Source organism: Micromonospora sp. NPDC049523 (genome assembly GCF_040676775.1).
GTDB lineage: Bacteria > Actinomycetota > Actinomycetes > Mycobacteriales > Micromonosporaceae > Micromonospora_G.
Map to the genome: position 1 here is coordinate 172,616 of NZ_JBFAPP010000001.1, position 17,432 is coordinate 190,047.

Here is a 17,432-nt window from a genome sequence, read left to right on the forward strand (position 1 = left end):
GCGCTCCCCGACTGCGGCCGGACGTGGCCCGATCGTGGTGTTAGCGTTTCTCCTTCAGCGGGGAGAGCGCATGACATCGTCGGTGTTCCGTTTCGACGCAGGCCTGGAGGTACGGCGGCTGGGGTTCGGCGCGATGCACCTGCCGACCGAGCCGGGCCCTGCCCGCGAAGCCTCCCTGCGGGTGGCCCGGCGGGCCGTCGAGCTGGGCGTCACGTTGATCGACACCGCCTACCTGTACGGCGGGGGCGCCAACGAAGAACTCCTGGCCGAGGCGCTGCACCCCTATCCGGACAGACTGCTCGTCACCACGAAGGTCGGTGTCGAACGGTCGGGCCCTTCCGGCGAATGGAGGCTGGACGGGCGACCGGCTGTCCAGCGTACGCAGGTCGAGCAGAGTTTGCGCCGACTGCGGTTGGAGCGGCTCGAGCTGCTTCAGCTACATCGGATCGATCCGGAGACGCCGCTCGCCGACCAGCTCGGCACGCTGCGGGAGTTGAGGGCCGAGGGGAAGGTCGGCCGGATCGGACTTTCCGAGGTCACCGTCGCCGAACTCGACCAGGCACGGCGGATCGTCGACGTGGCGAGTGTGCAGAACAGGTACAACGTGCTCGACCGTGAGCATGAGCCCGTTCTCGAAGCCTGCGAGCGGGCCGGGATCGCGTTCCTGCCGTGGCGCCCGATCTCGGCCGGGGCGTCGGGAGCGAAGGCGGAAGTCGCCGCGGTGGCGGCTGAGGCTGGTGGCACGTCCACCCAGGTCGCGCTGGCGTGGCTACTGAGCCGGTCGCCGGTGATCCTGCCAATTCCCGGTACGGCTCGGGTGGACCACCTGGAGGAGAATCTCGCTGCGCAAGGGCTTCACCTGAGCCAGGCCCATCGCGCCCGCCTGGACCGGCTGCACGAGCCGGCATAGGACCGGACTGGCGGGTCGGGCCCGGATTGTCGGACCCGAGCGTTAGCATCCCCCCGATCACCGGAGGGGTGGGATGGCGCCATGGCCCAGGACAACATCACGACCTTTGTCGACCGGGACCTGCGGGGTGCACGGTTCGACAGGTCGACGCTGGCCGGCGCCGTGATGCGCGGTGTCGACGTACACGGGCTGGATATCGACGCACCGTGGCTGGCCGAAGGCCCGCTGCTGGTCAATGGTGTCGACGTCGTGCCGCTCGTCGAGGCCGAGCTCAACCGGCGGTTCCCGGGGCGTGAGCTGAAGCAGGCCAGCGACCCGGACGGTCTGCGTACGGCGTGGGCGGCGCTCGAACGCGCCTGGGCAGCCGCCGTCGACCGGGTCCTGTCCATGCCCGAGGGTGCCGCCGACGTCTCGATAGACGGCGAGTGGTCGTTCGCGCAGACGCTGCGCCACCTCGCGTTCGCCACCGACGCATGGCTCGGCAAGGCGATCCTGCGCCTGCCACACCCCTTCCACCCGCTCGGCCAGCCGCACGCCGAGTACGAGACGGACGGGCTCGACATGTCGATCTTCGCCAGCGAAGAGCCGACTTTCGCTGCGGTGCTCCGGGTGCGGGCCGAGCGGCAGGCGATGGTCCGCGATTTCCTCGCGGCCGTCACGCCGGACGTGCTTGCCGAGCGTCGATCGAGCGCCTGGTCACCCGACCACGAAGAGTCCGTCCTGCGCTGCCTACACGTGATCTTCGACGAGGAGTGGGAGCACCTCCGTTTCGCCCTGCGCGACCTGGACGCGCAGGGCTGAAGGCCGCCCACCGCCCCGTCACGGGGCAAGGCAACGCCGCCTCGCCCGACCGGCGGCAGCTCAGCGCGACCGGCGGCAGCTCGGTACGACCGGCTGCGTGGGTGAGGACTTCCGGGCCAGCGGCTGCGCGGATGCGGACGGCACTCTCGGCGATCGCAGCCCGAGCAGTGTCACTCGGCGCGACCGCTCACCGAACTCATCCGATGAATCGGCCGGGGCTCTCGCTGTTTGCACCCCACGTGAGGACCGGTCCTTGACATACCTCCGATGTTTCGGGAATATTATCGAGTCATTTCAATCTCTGAACGTCCATCGCCAGTTGCCCGGGGCCGGTGCGTGGATGGTGCGCGACGCACAGGAGAGGACACCATGCGACCAATATTCCGAATAGGACTGTCGTTGCTCATCGCGATGGCGGCGACGGTCGTCATTCCGTCGGCACCGGCGGCCGCCGCTCCGGGCGACAATTACGTCGTCGATGACGCGTTGAGCGGACCACGCACCCGCTGGTTCGACGAGGCACGCTTCGGCATGTTCATCCATTTCGGCACGTACGCCGTCTACCAGGGCCAATACGGGACCTGCCGGGAAGTCGAATGGATCAAGCGGCAATGCAACATCCCGTGGAGCGACTACGAGGCCAAGGCCGCCACCTTCAACCCTGCGGCGTTCGACGCGAACGCGATCGTGCAGCTGGCCAAGCAGGCAGGTCAGAAGTACATCGTGATCACCGCCAAGCACCACGACGGGTTCGCCATGTGGCCCACCCGCGTCAACCGGTGGAACCTGCGCGACCACTCCGGCTTCTCCCGCGACCTTCTGCGCGAACTCAAGGACGCCGCGACCGCCAACGGCATCAAACTCGGCTTCTACTACTCGATCTGGGACTGGCACGACACGGATTTCGTCGCGAACTTCCCGGCGTACGTCACGAAGATGAAGGCGCAACTGCAGGAACTCGTGACCAATTACGACCCGGCGCTGCTGTGGTTCGACGGCGAGTGGACCGAGAGCAATCCCACCAACCCGTGGTCGGAACAGAACGGCGAGGATCTGGAGCGGTTCGTCCGCGGCATCTCACCCCAGGTCATCACCAACAACCGGATCGGCAAGCGCCGGCCCGTCGACGGCGACTACGGCACCCCTGAACAGGCCCTCGCCGGTTCCCCGCCGTCGGCACAACTGCAGGAAACCTGCATGACCATCAACAACACCTGGGGGTACGCGGCCTGGGACACCAACTTCAAGTCACCGACCCAACTCGTACGCGACCTGGCTAGCGTGACGAGCAACGGCGCCAACCTCCTGCTCAACATCGGCCCGACGCCCACCGGTGCGGTCACGGCGGGGCAGTCCGGTGCCCTCAACGGCGTCGGAACCTGGATGACCACCAACGGCGCGGCCATCACCGGCGCGGGCTACACAGGCCTGGTCGGCACGCCCACCTGGGGCAAGGTCACCCGCAAGGGCAACAAGCTCTATCTCATCGTCAACAACTGGGCCACGACTCTGCACCTCAGCCAACGGTCGCCGTTCACGGTCACCGGCGCCCGGGTGCTCGGCAGCGCGGCGCCGGTGACCGTGCGCGCCGCCGGGGACGGATACGACTTCCTGCCGAGCGGCGGCGCCACCAACGCCATCGCCACCGTCATCGAGGCCGACATCAGCACCCCCGCACCCGCGGCGGTCGGCACCGGCTCCGGGCTCAAGGCGGAATTCTGGAACAACACCACATTCGCCGGTACGCCAGCGGTCACCCGTACGGATCCGACCGTCAACTACGCCTGGCGTTTCAGCGGCTCCCCAGCCGCCTCGATCGGCACCGACAACTTCGCCAGCCGCTGGACCGGCTCGATCGAGCCGCGGTACTCCGAGCGGTACACCTTCACCGCGGTGTCGGACGACACGGTCCGGCTGTGGATCGACGGGCAACTGGTCATCGACAACGCCACGCCCCACGCACCCGCCGTCGACCAGGGCAGCGTCACGCTCACCGCCGGCCGGCACGACATCCGCCTGGAACAGACCGACCAGAGCGGCTCGGCGTACATGAAGCTCATCTGGAGCAGCCCCAACACACCCGCCCAGATCGTGCCGCGGTCGCAGCTCTATCCGACCACCGGCGCGCTCCAGCGATTCAACGACAACGTGGCGACGTACAGCACCGGCTGGGCCGTCAGCAGCGCCCGCGGCTTCGGCGACTACAACGACGACGTGCACTACACGACCGGCAACGGCGGGTCGTTCACGTACACGTTCAACGGCACCGGCATCGACTACCTGTCGGAGCGCTACTCCGACCAGGGCCTGGTGGACATCTACCTTGACGGTGTCCTGCGGGCCACGGTGGACACCAGCAGCAGCACCCGCCTGACCCAACAGGTCGTCTACGGCGTCCGCGGACTATCGCCGGGTTCGCACACCCTGCGCGGCGTCAAACGATCGGGCACGTACATGCTCGTGGACCGCTTCGACGTGGTAACCCAGTAGCGGATGCGGCCGGCGGGGCTCGAGCCCCGCCGGCCGCCAACCGCACCGGTGGCCGGCGGCGGCACTCCGCCGGTGGCGTGATCGCGGTGCGCCCGGCGCCTATCATGGACGCTGACCATGGCCTTTGGCGATGGAGAGGGAGTACGGCGTGCAGGTACGGATCGTGATGGACGACCCTGCGGCTTCGGCCGAGCTCTTCGACTGGCTGCGCGCGGATGCCGGCCTGGTCAGAAGCGCCGAGGTACGGCCCGGGCCGGCCGATCCGGGGAAGCTCGGCGCACTGGAGATCATCGACGTGTTGCTCGGGCAGGCGACGGCGATCTCCGGTCTCGCGTTGGCCGTCGACGCCTGGCGTCGCTCCCGCTCTCGCCCGGAGACCATCACGATCAGCCGGGAGGACGGTGCCACCTTGACGCTGCCGAGCGGGGATGCCGGGAACGTCGACGTGATCCGGCAGTTCCTGGCTGAGGAGGACGGCGGGTCGGGTCAGACCGGCCAGTGACGGGGTCCGCCTACCTACCCGATCCGGCCAGGTCGCGGGCCGTGCTGATCGGTGTCTCGGCGTACACCCGGATGCCGGCCATTCCCGCCGCCGCGGCCAACGTCGCCGCCCTGTCCGCCGTGCTCACGGACCCCAGCCGGTGGGGGTTGCCGACGGAGCATTGCCGCGTGGTCGTGGACCCGGTAACCGCTCAGGACATCCTCGACCCGATCCACGAGGCGGCCGCGGCGGCCACCGACGCGCTGGTTGTGTATTTCGCCGGTCACGGGTTGCTCGACAACGGCGAGCTTGAGCTCGCTCTGGTCGGTGGTGCCGCGGACGCGCTGCACCATGCGGTGCGGTTCGCCCAGGTACGCCGGGAGGTGGTCACGACCGCGCGTCGCTGCCGGGCGAAGGTGGTAATGCTCGACTGCTGCTTCAGCGGGCGGGCGATGTCGGGCTTCATGGCCGCGCCGGGACCGTTGGCCGACCACGCCGTCATCGACGGCACATACCTGATGACTGCCACCGCCGAGACGACACTCGCCCTGGCGCCACCGGGAAACAGGTACACCGCCTTCACTGCGGCGCTGCTGGGTGCCTTGGAAAAGGGCGTGCCCGGTGGCCCCGACCCGCTCGACATGGACACCCTCTTCCACCAGGTCGAGTCCGAGCTGCGTAGCCGTGGCCAGCCGACTCCGCAGCGTCGCAGCCGCAACGACGGCAATCGGATCGCACTGGTCCGCAACCCTGCCGCCGACACCCCGGGCGAGACTCCGGCGTGGACGTACGAGCAGCCCCGCCGGCAGCGCAGGGTCCTCTGGGTGACGGCCGCCGCCCTGGTGGTCGCCGCGACCGGGCTCGCGGGCATCCTCACGCTCGGCCGCGACCGGGGAGCGCCGCAGGTAACCGGCTCCACCCCACCCGTCGGGTCAGGTGTCCCCGCCACGACCAGCCACGCCACCGAGGCTCCTGCGACAACGACCAGTACGCTCCCGCAGACGCAGAACGTGACCGCGAGCTGGCTCCGCGACGTCTCGACGCCCGACGGTCTTGTCCAGATCGTGCTGAGCGGGGTCAACCAGGACGGCATATCCTTCTCCGTCGTGACCCCCCAGGCCAGTTGCAGCGTCAAAGGTTCCGACATCGGGGAGTCGATCGTGGTGCCGCAGCACGACGACGTTTGGATCCGGTTCGTGCCGCTGCGGCAGATCTTCTCGACCGCTGACGCTACCGACGACGACTTCGATACCCCGGTGGTGTTCCAGGTGCGGTGGGGTCGGGGCGAGGCGCCGCGCAGCAGCCGCCCCTGCGTGTAACACTCGTCCCCGCGCCCCGATGCCCCTCGACGCGTGCGCGCGGACCGGGGGTACCAGGACAGACACGATCAACCGACCGCCGCACCTGCTGTGGCGGGGAGCCCAAGGCGGCAACCCGGATTCGGAGCAGGGTTGCCGGCCCGGACCGTACTGGGTCCGGGCCGGTGGCGTCGGGTCAGGTGGTGCTGTAGATCTCCAGTTCGGAGAGCTGGGCGGCCGGCCAGCCGGTGTTGGCGGTGAAGACCACGCGGACGTACCGGGTGGTGGTGGCGGGCAGCGGGACGGTCGCGGTGTTGCCGCTGGCGGGGTTGAAGGTGACGCTGCTCGGGCCGGCGACGGCGGTGAAGGTCGAGCCGTTGGTGCTGCCCTGCACGGTGACCGTCTGGTTGCGGGTCGCCCAGGCCGATGACGGCGGCAGCTTCAGCACGACCCGGCGGACCGGGGTCGCGGCACCGAGGTCGACCTGCACCCACTGCGGGAAGGCGTTGCTGGGGCTCTCCCAGTAGGTGTTCGGGTTGCCGTCGACCACGTTGGACGAGCCGTAGACCTGGACGTGGCCGCTTTCGGCGGTGGGCCGGTTCAGCGCCAGGTTCGTGGTGGGCGGCGGAGCCGCGTCGGTGGTGACCGTCACGGTGTTCGACGGCGACGAGACGTTGTTCGCCGCGTCCAGCGCGACCACCGAGAAACTGTACGCGGTGGCCTGGCTCAACCCACCCACCGTGTACGACGTACCGCTCGGCGAGCCGACCACGGTGCTGCCCTGGCGTACCTGGTAGCCGGTCACCCCGACGTCGTCCACGGAGGCGGTCCAGGCGAGCGAGACGCTGGTGGCGGTCTTGGCGGTGACGTTCAGCCCGCTCGGTACGCTCGGCGGGGTGCCCGGCTCGCTGATCACGCCGCCGTACACCTCCACCTGGGAGAACTGCGCCGCCGGCCAGCCGGTGTTGGCGGAGACGGTGAGCCGCAGGTAGCGCAGGTTGGCGGTGGCGAAGTTGACGGTGACCGTGTTTCCGCTGGCGGGGTTGAACAGGTAACCGCTCTGGCCGACGACGGTGGAGAAGCTGGACCCGTTGGTGCTGCCCTGCACGGTGATGGTCTGGGTACGGCTCTCCCAACCGCTCGGCAGCCGCAGCACGACCCGGTTGACGCCGGCCGCGGCACCGAGGTCGACCTGGAACCACTGCGGCAGGCTGCCGCTGCTCTCCCAGTAGCTGGACGGGTTGCCGTCCACCGCGTTGCCGGACGGGTACGGGCCGTTCTGGCTGCTGGCCGTGGTCGGCTTGCCCGCGGCGAGGTTGGTCGGACCGGGGCCGGGGCCACCGCCGGCAACCGGCTGGGTCGGTCGCATCGGGGTGAGGGCGAGCTGACCCTTGAGCATCCGGCCGCCGTCGGCGGTGATCCGCAGGTAGTAGTCGGAGGAGCAGGCCGTGCCGTCCTCGTCGAGGGCACGGATGCCGGTGCCGGCCGGCACCCAGGCGGCGCTCTCGGCGGTCTTGGCGATCTGGTTGCCCTCGTTGTACTCGTCGAACATGGAGACGTAGAGGCCCTGCGCGCCGAGCCTGATCATGTTGTAGAGGTGCCGCCAGTAGAAGTCGCCGTGGTAGCGGTGACCGGAGGAGAGGTCACCGGGCATGACGCAGGGCTGGTAGTCGATGCCGTGGGCGTTGCAGTCGGCCTGGTCGGGGACGTTGACGTTGTTGTAGAACCAGTCCAGCCCGTCGAGGGTGCCGGTGCGGCCGACCATCCACGGCGAGATCATGTTGAAGGCGTGGTAGACGTCGAGGAAGCCGGGCCGGGAGTCGTTGACCCCGGTACGCCAGTAGGTCGGCACCCCGCCGATCACGTAGCAGCCCTGTGCCTTGAACCAGTTCACGACCTCCAGGCAGGGTGCCGGCGGGAACGGCCGACCGCTGTCGTTGAAGCCGAAGCCCCAGATGCAGACCACCGGCTTGCCGTTCTGTCGCGCGTACGCCGGTGACGCGGTCAGGGCGGACATCTTCGTAGTCCAGTCGGTTTTCAACTCTGACTGGAAGTTCGTCCAGCTCGTGACGTCGTACATGATGTAGAACTTGCGGCCGAAGCGTTCCGCCGCGCCGCGGACCTTGACCGCCATGGCGTCGCGGGTGGGGCCCTCGTCGCCGAACGGGTTGAAGCGTTGCAGCGCGGCGGTGTCGCAGTTGTGTTCCTGCATCCACCGGAAGTGCGTGTCGACGGTCTGCTGGTCGTACGAGGAGAACAGCGCCGCCGGCTGGCCGTTGCCGAGGTTGGGGTACGCGGTGTTGTAGGTCCGGGTGTATTCGCGGTTGTCCGGCCAGGACACGATCGTGGTGTTGCTCGGCGACGGTGACTGGAACCGGTCGCGGCTCCAGTGCCACCAGCCGCCGATCGGCGCGCCGTCGCCGGGGGCGGAGAACCAGCCCTGGTATCCCACGGAGATCTTGCCGACGACGTCGCCGGGCGGGCTGGCCGCGTGGGCCGGCCGGGCCGCGGCGGCGAGCAGCTCTGACGTGGACACCGCGGCCAGCGCGGAGCCGGCCACGACCGATGACATGAACCTGCGGCGGGAGACTGCCATGGGTGCACTCCCTTTCGTGAAGGAGCGGGATCGGTACCGCGTCGTACCGGGGCGAGGGGTGACACGGGCGCGCGCCGAGGGTGCCGGCCGCGGGGCGTCCGCCCAGCCGGCCGATCACGGTCATCCTGCCAGCTTTGTTCACATGACCGCAATACAAGGATCGATGTGTGAAACATTTGGACGGCGTGGAGCAAAATCACGACCATCACCGTCCACGATGAAGGCCGACCCGAGGGCGACGAGGCCAGGGGTGCAACATCGATGAATATTTACCCACGTCTTGTTTCTTCGGCATGATGCTCGTAACCTGCGATAAACATCGGATGCCTACCCGCCTTGGCCAGGGCTAATACACCGGATCGCCGTGATGCCGGGCGCCCCGGCCGGTGGGATAGCTCGGATGACTGGCGCGCGAGGAAGGTGACCCACCGCAGCACTGGCGCACCCGACACACCCGTCTTCCTGGGGAGCAGACCGTGACCATGAGCAGATCATCGGCGGCCCGCCGCCGGATGTTCGCCGGTGTCGCCGCCGCGACGCTGGCACTCGGCATGACCGCCTGCGGCAACGACGACAACGCCGACTCGACCGACCAGTCGGTGACCATGTGGACCTTCAAGAACACCCACGTCGCGGCCCTCGAACAGGTGGCCACCGAGTTCAAGACCAAGACCGGGATCACCGTCAAGATCGAGGCGTACACGCCGGACGACGTGTTCACCAGCAAGATCCAGAGTGCCGCGCAGACCGGTGACCTGCCGGACGTCTTCGAACTGCACGCCGGTGGCGAGGACCTGCGCATCGGTGGCGCCGGACTGCTCGGCGACCTCGCCCCCGACTTCCCCGAGTCGGCGCTGCAACGGTTCCTGCCCAACACCCGCGCGGCCGGGCTGGTCACCGAGAAGCGCCGGGCCGAACAGGAAGAGGTCAAGGACGCCAAGGTCGGCAGCCTGTTCAGCGTGCCGTTCACCGCCGGCACCTTCGGCATCGTCTACGGCAACCGGGAGAAGATGAAGGCGGCCGGACTCGACCCGGACAAGCCCCCGCGCACCTGGGAGGAGTTCATCGGCTACCTCGCGGCGACCGGCGCCGCCGACCCGAAACAGGGCGGACTGTCGCTCGGCCTGAAGGTGAGCCAGACCGGCTTCAACTGGATCTACGAGCAGCTCGCCTTCGCGTACCTCGGCCAGGCCGGGTTCGAGGCGCTGTTCGACAAGGACCCCGCGCAGGGCTTCGCCAGCCCGGACGGGCTCCGTACGCTCCAGCTCTACCAGCAGCTCAAGCCACACTGGATCGCCGGGGTGAGCGCGCTCGGCATCGACGAGGCCGACGTCGCGTTCGCCCAGGGCAAGTCCGCGTTCAACGTCGGCGGCACCTTCACCCTCGCCTTCCTGGCGCAGAACGGCATGCCGGCGGAGAACCTGGTCACGTTCCCGATCCCACCGGCGACCGGCGGTAAGGTCACCGACCTGCGGCTCGCCCCGCTGGCGTTGACCGGCCTGTCGGTCAGCTCCCAGACGAAGAACCGGGCGGCGGCGGTCAAGTGGATCGACCACCTCACCTCCCCGGAGGGATCGGGCGCGTTCGCCAAGGCGTCGCTGGACCTGCCGGCGACCGATCTCGGCGCCGAGGCCGCCACCCTGCTCGGGCCGAAGCTCGCCGCGTTGCAGCAGTACTTCACCGGGCCGCCGGAGAGCACCTACGACGCGGCCGACAAGGGGTTCCGGCCGCCGGACTACGACGAGGTCCAGGTCGGCGATCCGCTGGTGAAGTTCTCCCCGCTGGGCGAGACCGACCCGGCGGCGACCGCCGCGCAGCTCGACAAGGTGATCACGGCCATGTGGCAGAAGTCCGGCTAGGACGCACCGTGGCGATCCTGAACACGATCGACCCGTTGGGACGGCCCGGAGCCGGGCCGTCCCGACGGCAACGCCGCCGCACCCGCCGGGCCGGCCGCCGGTCCCGGCGACAGTGGCTGATGGGGTACGCCTTCGTCGCGCCCGCCGTCCTGCTCTTCCTGGTGATGGGGCTCTACACCGTCGGCTACAGCGTCACGCTCAGCTTCGCCAAGTGGAACGGCTTCACCCCGAACTGGGAATGGGTCGGGCTGGACAACTACCGCGACCTGCTCTACCGCGACCCGACCCTGGCGCCCGAGTTGCGGGCCGCCGCGTGGCACACCGCGATCGCGATGCTCGCCGTACCGCTGGGCACGGTGGCGGTGGCGTTGCCACTGGCCGTACTGCTCAACACCATCCGGCGGCTGCGCGGCCTGCTCCGGTCGGTCTACTTCCTGCCGTACGTGACCACCGGGATCGCGGTCTACTACGCCTGGCGGTACGTGCTCGAACCGGACGGGGCGATCAACCTGCTGCTCCGCTCGGTCGGGCTGGGCAGCGTGGCCCGTCCCGAGGGTTGGCTCGCGGATCCGGACACCGCACTCGGCACCCTCATCGTGATCATCATCTGGGGCGGCGTGCCGGTGGCGATGCTGCTCTACCTCGCCGGACTACAGGCCATCGACCCGCACCTGACGGAGGCCGCGCAGCTCGACGGCGCCGGTGGCGTACGGGTGGTCCGGCACATCACCTGGCCACTGCTGGTGCCGATCACCGCGGCGATCACCCTGCTCGGGATCCGGGACACCATGCAGGGCTTCCAGATCTTCCTGCTGATGACCAACGGCGGGCCGGGCGGGCACACCGACGTACTCGGCCTACAGGCGTACCAGCTCGCCTTCTTCCAGAACCTCTCCCCCACCCTCGGCGTGGCCAGCGCGCTCGGTTGGCTCATCTTCCTGGCCGCCCTGCTGCTCACCGTGGTCAACGCCCGACTGCTGCGGAGCAGCCAGTGACCGTCATCCGACCGGCCGTACGCCGTCGCCCCTCCGTCGGCCAGCTCGTCGCGTACGCCGCGCTCGCGCTGTACGCCGTGGTCAGCCTCTACCCGTTCGCCTGGATGGTGTCCGGAGCGTTGAAGGACCGCGACGAGATCCTGCGCGGTGGCCACCTGGTGCCACGCCAGCCGACCTGGGACACCCTGGTCGAGACCTGGAGCCGGCTGCACTTCTTCGACTACCTGCTCAACAGCCTGCGGGTGACCGGGCTGACCGTGCTCGGGGTGCTGGTGGTCTACAGCCTGGCGTCGTACGCCTTCGCGGTGCTCGACTTCCCCGGTCGCCGGTTCCTGTTCTGGTTCTTCGTCGCGCTGCTGTTCGTGCCCGGCATCACCGTGCTGCTGCCGCTGGTGATCCTGGAGAACAAGCTCGGCATCCTCGGCACCCACCTGGGACTGGTGCTGCCGTTCGTGAACGGGACCGCCCCGCTGACGGTGCTGCTGCTGACCAACGCGTTCCGGTCGATTCCGCGCGAGTTGCACGACGCCGCCCGGGTGGACGGGGCCGGCGAGGCCCGCATCTTCTGGCGGGTCTACCTGCCGCTGAGCCGTCCGGCACTGATCACCATCGCGGTGCTTACCGCCGTGCCCACCTGGAACGAGTACGTGCTGACCCGGGTCTCGCTCAACGACGAGTCCCGCTACACCCTGCCGCTGGCCCTGGAGATGCTCGCCTCGGGCAACGTGCCCCGGTACAACGAGATAATGGCCGGCTCGCTGATCCTGGTGGTGCCGGTCATCGTGCTCTTCCTCGTCGCCCAGCGCTATTTCGTCAACGGCCTCACCGGCGCCGTGAAGGACTGAACCCTCGGCGCCGGTGACGCCTCGACCGGGTCAACGCTTGATCGCCACCCCGACCCAGGCCGGCGTCCCCTTGGCCCGCTCGACCTCGGCGGGCTCGACCAGGTCCTCCGGCTCGGGGCGCCAGAACGGCGGCTGGACAAGTCCCGGCTCCAGCAGGTCCCAGCCCTCGAAGAGGCGCTCGACCTGCTCCCGGGTGCGCAACGCCACCGGAGCGGTCCGCTCGCTGTACTCCCTCTCCGCCTGCACACCCGCCTCGGTGAGCTGCGGCGGCCGGGACGCGTGCGAGATGACCACATAGGATCCGGCGGGTACGGCGTCACGCAGCCGGGCGAGGATCCCCTCCGGGTCGTCCGAGTCCTGCACGAAGTGGAGCACCGCGACCAGCAGGATCGCCACCGGGCGGGTGAAGTCCAGGCCGGCCTCGGAGGCCAGCCGGACCACCTCGGCCGGGTTACGCAGGTCGCCGCGGAACGCCGACACCAAGGGCTGGTCGCGCAGTATCTCGTTGGCCTGGGCGACCACCACCGGGTCGACGTCCAGGTAGAGCACGCGGGCGTCCGGCGCGACCTGCGCGGCGATGTCGTGCACGCTGCCCGGGGCGAGCAGACCGGCGCCGACGTCGAGCACCTGCCGGATCCCCGCCTCGAACACGAACCTGGCCGACCGGGCCAGGAACGCCCGGTTGGTACGCACCCAGTACGCCAACTCGGGCTGTACGGTCAGCAGCTGGTTCGCCATCTCCCGGTCCGCACCGAACGTGTGCGTACCGCCACCGATGGCGTTGTAGACCCGGGCCAGGTTCGGTCCGGTCGGGTCCACCTCGTCCGGCATCCACTGCTTGTCCTCGGACCGCGCCATGACTCCTCCTCCGGTCGACCGGATTGATCCCCGTCACGGAAGACCATCGACCCGTTCGTTGGGAAGCCACCATCATGCCTGCCCGGTGCCAGCGACAAAATCCGTCCCCAGCAACAAAATCCGTCCTCGGCGACAAATCCGGGCAAGCATCCGTCGGCGCACCGCCCGCACCTGTGACGACCGAACCGAAACGCCGCCAGCCGCCCGCACGGCGGTAACACGACTCGACCGGGGCGGGCCGATGTCGCGGTCGCCGCCGGCGGGGGCGGTTGACGATCTCCAGCCCGGTTGGATTAGGTTAGCCATACCTAAGGAAGATGGAGGCTGCCGTGACCCAGACCGCCGAGCGACCCACTTCGATCCAGCCGTACCGCGTCTTCGGCGTCGAGGTGCTGCACGCCCGACGGTTGAGTCCGAGTTTCCTGCGGGTGACCTTCACCGGGCCGGACCTCGGCGCGTTCGCCGACAACGGCTACGACCAGCGGATCAAGCTCATCCTGCCGCTGCCGGACACCGGGCTGACGGACATGCCGGTCGGACCGGACTGGTACCCGCGCTGGCGGGAGCTGCCGGCCGAGCGGCGCAACCCGATCCGCACGTACACCGTCCGGGCGGTCCGGCCAGGAGCGGCCGAGGTCGACGTCGACCTGGTGCTGCACGGTGACGGCGGACCGGCGTCGCGGTGGGCCGTCGCCGCCCGGCCCGGTTCGACCGCGGCCCTGCTCGGCCCGGACGCCGGTTACCCGGGCGTGCACGGCGGGCTCGAATTCCACCCACCGGTCGGTACCGACCGCCTCCTGCTGGCCGGTGACGAGACCGCCGTACCGGCGATCGGCTCGATCCTGGAGCGGCTGCCCGCCGACGCGTACGGCGAGGCACTGCTGGAGGTACCGGTCAGCGGCGACCACCTGCCGATCGCCGGACCTCCCGGGGTACGGGTGACCTGGTTGCCCCGCGACGGCGCGGAACACGGCAGCCAACTCGTCCCAGCCGTACGGGCCGCCGCCGGACGCCTACGAGCCGGCTCGGCGACCCCGGCACCCGCGGTCGAGCTGGAGGACGTCGACGTCGACACCGACATCCTGTGGGAGGTCCCGGTCGACGCCGACGACCACCGGCAGACCGGCAACGGCGACCTCTACGCCTGGTTGGCCGGCGAGGCGGGCGTGGTCAAGACGCTGCGCCGGCAACTGGTCGGCGAGTACGGCATGGACCGCCGGGCGGTCGCGTTCATGGGCTACTGGCGCCTCGGCCGCACCGAGCAGAACTGACACCACCGGCTGACGGGAAGGGCCACCCCCGGCGCTTCCCGTCAGCCGAGCGGGGTCGCCGTTCAGAGCAGGTGGATCCGTTCGGTGCCACCGTCGCGGTTTTGCAGGGTGAGGCTGCCCCCGCCGCGTTCCATCAGCTCCAGCACCAGGTTGTAGACCACCAGCGCACGGTTGATCGTGTCGGTCTTGGTGTCCCTGGTACGCGTACAGGCCAGGTCGAGTGCGTCCACCGCGCGCGGGGTGAGGTTGACGGTGACCTTCACCAGTGACCGGCTGCCGTCGCCAGCGCCCGGTCCCGCATCCCTTCCCCCGGCCACGGATCCGTCGCCGGTCACACCCGCCTCGGACACCACCGGCCCGGTCGGCAAGGGTGGTCCCCCGATGATCCCGCCCGGTCCGTCGGCCACCGCTCGCTCGTCAGCCACGCTTCGCCCATCAGTCATGGTTCGTCCGTCGGCCACCCGCGTCACGGGCACCGTCCTGCACCGGGGCCCCGGTCGTGAGCTGGCTTCCCAGTGCCGCCTCTGGTCGCCACAGCGCACTCCCCCGGTGTGATCACGGTTGTCCCCTCGATGACGACCGGTCCGACCCTCGGACCGAGCTGGACCTGCCCGGGTGGCGATCGCCCCCACTTTCGCCTCCCGCGACGGTCGCCGGGAGGTTATTCCCGCTACTGCGAAGTCTGCTGTCAGGAACACGACTAGTGGGACACATAGGACCCCAATTGACGTACCGGGTGTGCGACATCCACATCGGAGGTTGACAGCCATCACTGTGGCGTACTCATTGCGGCATTCCGCAATTCACCTTGCGCCCGGTGCGACGACCACCATTTCACCAGATGGTCCAGTAGCGCGACTTTTTTACCTAATTGCCGGGACACACCTCGTCTTAGCAGCACGAGATCGGGGATCCAGCCAGTCAATGTATGGTCTGTAGCGTCACGGTCACCCTAGGTGATCTTGACGCAGGCGTACCGGGCCACAAGCCTCCCCTACGAACAGAAGGACTCAACGAGTGACCCAGCAAGACGGAGCGAGCCCCCGAGACGGTGATGACCCGACCGAGGCATCAGACCCGGAGGACGCACCGAGCAACCGGGGGTACGCGGTCGACATCCAGATCAACAGGCGCCTACGGGTCAAGGTGGACACCGAGGCCGTACGGCACCTGGCCCCCGAGGACGACGACGACAACCCGGAAGGTCGGAATGCCGAACCCAGCAGACCAGCGCTTTGATTCCATGGTGGACCGGCAGCGCCGCCTGAGGAGGATCAGGCGCAACGCCGGCCGCCATCCGGTCGGACAGATCACCCTCCGCCGGGACATCTATCGCAATCTGTCCACCCGGTCAGAGGACATCGGACCGACCTGGACGCCCTGACCGGACCGGCTCGGGACATCGGTCGCTCATTTGGGGAGGATGGGCGACCGATTTTCTTCGTCACCGGGCATCGGTGACACCAAGGCACTGCACCCGACGTACGTCTTTCGTCATCCGAGTCGCTTACCGGCACCCTCGTTTTGACTGGTCCACTGAACCGTGCAAACAGGCGCCCACGATCGGCACCCAAGGCACGCGGAGACGGGATCGGCGGTGCCAACCGACGACGACCGCCCGATCCACGTCACGGCCGCCACCCACGGGCCGAAGGCAGGCGGAGCAGCACAGACAGCGGCGCAGCCGCGGTACCGCGCACCCGCCGTCCGGTGGTATTTCCATCTCGATCGACGGCCGTGACGCACGGCATCCGGTTGCCGACGATCGCCGCGGGCCGCTTGCCGAGTCGACATTCGGGCCGCATTCGAAATGGCAATCTTACCGACATAACCGGGCACCCAAGGCAATCGGAATTACGCCTCTAAACATAGTCGTCGATCTGTGCCATACAGTAATTCTGCCGACCCCGCGGCCCATCCGGGCAGCGATTTGTCGGACCACTCCACCACCAACCGGAGGGAATTACCATGGGCACAGCACGACAGAATGCCCGACGCTCAGGGCCCCGGCTGATCGTCGGAACGGTGTTGGCGACACTGTTGACCCTGACCACCGCCGGCGCCGCCCTGGCCGGCTCGACCACCGACGGGGCAACGGTGGCGGCGCGTACCGACGCCTACATCCGGGACGTCACGGGTGACGTCGGCGCGGAACCGCACTACCTCAACCCGCTCTGGGCCAGCCCGGACATCAAGGTCTGCCCGACCGCGATCGAGTGCGCCACCAGCCAGAACCCGATCGTCGGCGTGACCAACTACGTCTTCGTCAAGCTGAACAACCCCGGCCCGTACGGCTCCGGAGTCAGCAACGGCACGCTGGAGCTCTACCGTACGACTCCGGGCGGCGGCGCGACCTGGCCGATCCACTGGACGCTGATCGGCGCGACCCCGGCGAGCGCGGTGCCGGGCGTCACCACGGTGACGATCCCGTGGAACGGCGTACCCGGTCCCGGGCACTTCTGTCTGCTGGCCCGGTGGGTGTCCCCGACCGACCCGATGACGTCCGAAGGTCCCAGCCACAGCATCAACGTCCAGTACAACAACAACCTTGCGTGGCGCAACGTCGACTCGGTCAACCCGGCCCCGGGAAGCCCCGCCGTGCGCCCATTCGCGATCGGCAACGAGACCGAGGTACCGACCAGGAACGACCTCGTGTTCAACCAGCGGGGAGAACCGTTCCAGAATGCCGGCGGGCGGATCGTCGCCGACCTGGGTCCGGTTCTGTTCGAGCGGTGGGTACAGGCTGGGCGGCCCGGCACCGGCATCCGCGAAGTCGGCCGCAACCAGGTGGAGATCGTGGCGGCAAACGCCAAGATCAACGACCTGCTGCTCAACCCCGGTGAACGTCCGGCGTTCAGTTTGATCTTCTCCACGACGACCGTGTCGTCGAGGCTCTTCACCGTCGACGTGGTCCAGTTCGGACCGGCCAAGGCCGGTGGGCCGAAGACCGACGTGGGCGGCGTGCAGTACCTGGTACGCACCGCGCAGCGGTAACGACGGCAGCGGCGGGCCGGACGCGGGCGGTGCC

Annotated in this window: 14 protein-coding genes; 11 read left to right on the plus strand and 3 right to left on the minus strand. The window is 68.9% G+C overall.

Annotated elements, in window-relative coordinates; translation table 11 throughout:
* The first annotated feature begins 70 nt into the window (after window positions 1-70).
* The 5 genes from AB0J90_RS00785 (at window position 71) to AB0J90_RS00805 (ending at window position 6,001) form a co-directional block, all read left to right on the plus strand.
* Window positions 71-910, plus strand: coding sequence for an aldo/keto reductase (locus AB0J90_RS00785; protein WP_363590768.1), 840 nt, complete (start codon window positions 71-73; stop codon window positions 908-910).
* A gap of 81 nt (window positions 911-991) precedes the next feature.
* Window positions 992-1,711: a DinB family protein gene (locus AB0J90_RS00790; RefSeq protein ID WP_363590769.1), complete on the plus strand. Its 720-nt coding sequence runs from the start codon at window positions 992-994 to the stop codon at window positions 1,709-1,711.
* Window positions 1,712-2,080: 369 nt separating this feature from the next.
* Window positions 2,081-4,201 (plus strand): alpha-L-fucosidase, encoded by a 2,121-nt coding sequence (locus tag AB0J90_RS00795; protein ID WP_363590770.1) that lies wholly within the window; start codon window positions 2,081-2,083, stop codon window positions 4,199-4,201.
* A gap of 130 nt (window positions 4,202-4,331) precedes the next feature.
* Window positions 4,332-4,703, plus strand: a complete 372-nt coding sequence (locus AB0J90_RS00800; RefSeq protein ID WP_363590771.1) for a hypothetical protein — start codon at window positions 4,332-4,334, stop codon at window positions 4,701-4,703.
* A 41-nt stretch (window positions 4,704-4,744) separates the two neighbouring features.
* Window positions 4,745-6,001, plus strand: a complete 1,257-nt coding sequence (locus tag AB0J90_RS00805) for a caspase family protein (RefSeq protein WP_363590772.1) — start codon at window positions 4,745-4,747, stop codon at window positions 5,999-6,001.
* Between the two features lie 175 nt (window positions 6,002-6,176).
* Here the strand turns inward: AB0J90_RS00805 and AB0J90_RS00810 are convergent, their stop codons facing one another.
* Window positions 6,177-8,576 carry a discoidin domain-containing protein gene (locus AB0J90_RS00810; protein WP_363590773.1) on the minus strand — a complete coding sequence of 800 codons (2,400 nt, stop codon included), beginning with the start codon at window positions 8,574-8,576 and terminating at the stop codon, window positions 6,177-6,179.
* Between the two features lie 482 nt (window positions 8,577-9,058).
* Here AB0J90_RS00810 and AB0J90_RS00815 point away from each other — a divergent pair, with 482 nt between their 5' ends.
* The 3 genes from AB0J90_RS00815 to AB0J90_RS00825 are packed head-to-tail and all read left to right on the plus strand — an operon-like array spanning window position 9,059 to window position 12,275.
* The gene (locus AB0J90_RS00815) at window positions 9,059-10,435 is read left to right on the plus strand and encodes an extracellular solute-binding protein (RefSeq protein ID WP_363590774.1); all 1,377 of its coding nucleotides are present in this window, start codon (window positions 9,059-9,061) and stop codon (window positions 10,433-10,435) included.
* Between the two features lie 8 nt (window positions 10,436-10,443).
* Window positions 10,444-11,430, plus strand: a complete 987-nt coding sequence (locus AB0J90_RS00820; RefSeq protein ID WP_363590775.1) for a sugar ABC transporter permease — start codon at window positions 10,444-10,446, stop codon at window positions 11,428-11,430.
* The gene (locus AB0J90_RS00825; RefSeq protein WP_363590776.1) at window positions 11,427-12,275 is read left to right on the plus strand and encodes a carbohydrate ABC transporter permease; all 849 of its coding nucleotides are present in this window, start codon (window positions 11,427-11,429) and stop codon (window positions 12,273-12,275) included. The genes AB0J90_RS00820 and AB0J90_RS00825 overlap by 4 nt, the downstream gene beginning before the upstream one ends.
* Window positions 12,276-12,305: 30 nt before the next feature.
* Here AB0J90_RS00825 and AB0J90_RS00830 read toward each other — a convergent pair whose 3' ends face one another.
* Window positions 12,306-13,133, minus strand: a complete 828-nt coding sequence (locus AB0J90_RS00830; RefSeq protein ID WP_363590777.1) for an SAM-dependent methyltransferase — start codon at window positions 13,131-13,133, stop codon at window positions 12,306-12,308.
* A 329-nt stretch (window positions 13,134-13,462) separates the two neighbouring features.
* Between AB0J90_RS00830 and AB0J90_RS00835 the strand changes: the two genes are divergently transcribed.
* Window positions 13,463-14,404 carry a siderophore-interacting protein gene (locus tag AB0J90_RS00835; RefSeq protein WP_363590778.1) on the plus strand — a complete coding sequence of 314 codons (942 nt, stop codon included), beginning with the start codon at window positions 13,463-13,465 and terminating at the stop codon, window positions 14,402-14,404.
* Between the two features lie 62 nt (window positions 14,405-14,466).
* Here AB0J90_RS00835 and AB0J90_RS00840 read toward each other — a convergent pair whose 3' ends face one another.
* A complete protein-coding gene (locus AB0J90_RS00840; RefSeq protein ID WP_363590779.1) occupies window positions 14,467-14,829 on the minus strand; it encodes a hypothetical protein in 363 nt (120 codons plus the stop codon).
* A 592-nt stretch (window positions 14,830-15,421) separates the two neighbouring features.
* Here AB0J90_RS00840 and AB0J90_RS00845 point away from each other — a divergent pair.
* Together AB0J90_RS00845 and AB0J90_RS00850 are read left to right on the plus strand one after the other, a co-directional pair.
* Complete coding sequence (locus tag AB0J90_RS00845; RefSeq protein ID WP_363590780.1) at window positions 15,422-15,643, plus strand: hypothetical protein; 222 nt, start codon at window positions 15,422-15,424, stop codon at window positions 15,641-15,643.
* 786 nt (window positions 15,644-16,429) lie between these two features.
* Complete coding sequence (locus AB0J90_RS00850; protein ID WP_363590781.1) at window positions 16,430-17,398, plus strand: hypothetical protein; 969 nt, start codon at window positions 16,430-16,432, stop codon at window positions 17,396-17,398.
* The last annotated feature ends 34 nt before the right edge of the window (window positions 17,399-17,432 follow it).